The sequence below is a fragment of the Endozoicomonas sp. ONNA2 genome, from assembly GCF_024606365.1.
Classification (GTDB): domain Bacteria; phylum Pseudomonadota; class Gammaproteobacteria; order Pseudomonadales; family Endozoicomonadaceae; genus Endozoicomonas.
In genome coordinates, this window is record NZ_JAHHPO010000876.1 from 1 (window position 1) to 2,105 (window position 2,105).

2 protein-coding genes are annotated in these 2,105 nt (G+C 52.2%); both read left to right on the forward strand.

Going from position 1 to position 2,105, the window contains the following annotated elements:
• Positions 1–67 precede the first annotated feature (67 nt).
• The gene (gene cas1 / locus KDK14_RS15640) at positions 68–769 is read left to right on the forward strand and encodes a CRISPR-associated endonuclease Cas1 (protein WP_257266107.1); all 702 of its coding nucleotides are present in this window, start codon (positions 68–70) and stop codon (positions 767–769) included.
• A gap of 286 nt (positions 770–1,055) precedes the next feature.
• The gene (locus tag KDK14_RS15645; RefSeq protein ID WP_257266106.1) at positions 1,056–1,961 is read left to right on the forward strand and encodes a hypothetical protein; all 906 of its coding nucleotides are present in this window, start codon (positions 1,056–1,058) and stop codon (positions 1,959–1,961) included.
• The last annotated feature ends 144 nt before the right edge of the window (positions 1,962–2,105 follow it).

Below are 2,105 nucleotides of genomic sequence, written 5' to 3' on the forward strand. Positions count from 1 at the left end.
GACCAATTTGCTGCCACCGCAGTAGGGCAGTCTATTCTCGGACAGCCTCCTAGCCCCCGATATTTTACTGTCAGAACCGGCCGGTGATGTTATCAGACGCATGGGGCAGTATCGGGGAGTGAGTGAAGAGGCTCTGGCAACGAGAATGGCCCGGGCACTGGTACGAAGCAAACTGAGGCAGCAATGGCTTTGGTTATGTCAGCAGGGATTGAGGGAAAGTGCTATTGCCGTGAAGCAGTTGATGGGAAAGATCGGCGCAGCCAAAAGGCCCGCTTTACTGGGATTAGAAGGAAGTGCAGCCCGGACAGTTTATCAGGCCATGGCCAGTTTGTTACCTGATGAGTGGCGGTTTTCCGGACGTAACCGTCGGCCACCCGGGGATCCGGTGAATGCTATGCTCTCCTTTGGCTCAACCCTGATTTACCAACAGGCTGTTCAGGCATTAACGCGGCAACGGCTGGATGTGTTTGCCGGTTTTTACCATCAACCCTGTGCGGGCAGGGCTTCGCTGGCCTGGGATATGGTCGAGTTGTTCCGTCCGACACTGGAAGCTTTTATTATTGAGCAGTTGCGCAAAGGTCATATCCTGCAGAGCCATTTCACTACCCCGGCACCGGATGGCCCTGTTTCAGAAGGGTGTCGGTTTACTTCGGAGGGGTTGGGTGCCTGGTTTCACTACTGGCTTGCCTTATCTCGAATAGCTGAGCGCAGGATGGAAAAGCTGTCGTTGAAATGGGCTCAGGCTGCACTGCAATATAAAATGGGTTAATCCGATAAAAACCGGCTTTTTATCATGGGAAAATGGATTAAAAAAGCACCGCTGACTAAGGGGGTTTGTAACCTTCTGAATACGATTATGAAAATTCACTGCATCGTGTTTCCCTGACCTGTTGTGAATATAACCAACCTCAACACACAAGCTTGCCTGCGTAATTTTTCTATCTGGACCTCATTATGCTTATTTGACTAAAGAAAAGACGTTAGCCCAGGAGAAAGTGAATTATCAGGCCCGTCCTTGTCTACCTTGAATATTCCTGCAACATGAGGTTTCTGACTTGAATCATCCGGCACCCACAGTACATCAGCAGCGGGCTATTGATGCCATTATGGACTTTGTCCGTGGTGACAATGACTGCTTTATTCTCCGGGGGAGTGCCGGTACCGGTAAAACCACCCTGATAGCCCATCTGCTTTTATTGCTGCGGGAGCATTATCATTTGCACTGTACTTCATTTGAACTGACAGAAGTTCAACGACAGGCTCGTGGCAGTGCCATTCTGGAGCAGGCTAAGGCGATTCGCAACGCGATTGCAGAGCAGAAGTTCAACGCCTTTGATATCAGCGGTCAGCCACCGGGAATTATCGGTGTAACCGCTGCTGAAGGAATCCGGCAAGTGCTGACCTCATACCAGCGCCCTGCACACCAGAGTCGTGGTCAGGGTTCATCGGTTATGGTGACCTACAGCAATGCCCGTGCCCTGGATCATAATCGGGCAGTGCGTGAACAGCTCTGGGGTAACTACCAGTTACCGGTGCAGCAGGGTGAGCAACTATTGGTGAATAAAAACGCACCCTTGCATGGTTTATCCAATGGCGACCTGGTCAAGGTTAACCGGGTGCTGGCTGCTACGGAGAGTCGCCGGATAATTCTACGTGGTGTCAGCGAACCGGTGTTGTTGAGTTTTGCCAGGATGGAACTGGTCTACCGGGGATTTGATGGTCAGAAAATGTATATTGAATGTCTTATGCTTGAGAACCTGCTGGCGTCACGGGAAAGGAGCCCTACAGCGCTGGAGCTGCGTGCCTTGCTGGTGGACTTCCGGCAGCGCCATCGGGGGCTGAAGCCGAAAACGGCTGAATTCCAACTGGCCCTGCGGGAAGACCCCTGGTTTAATGCGCTGCGGGTTAAGTATGGCTATGCCATGACTTGTCATAAGGCCCGGGAGGCTGTCCGAGAATAGACTGCCCTACCGGCAACTGCTCCTGCGTTGTTCTAGCTCCTGCATCCATGAAGTCGTGCGGTGGCAGTCTATTCTCGGACAGCCTCCTGGAATCCTTGTGGGATATGGGGGCATCGATTTCCTCCGGTGGGCTCAGTAATCTTC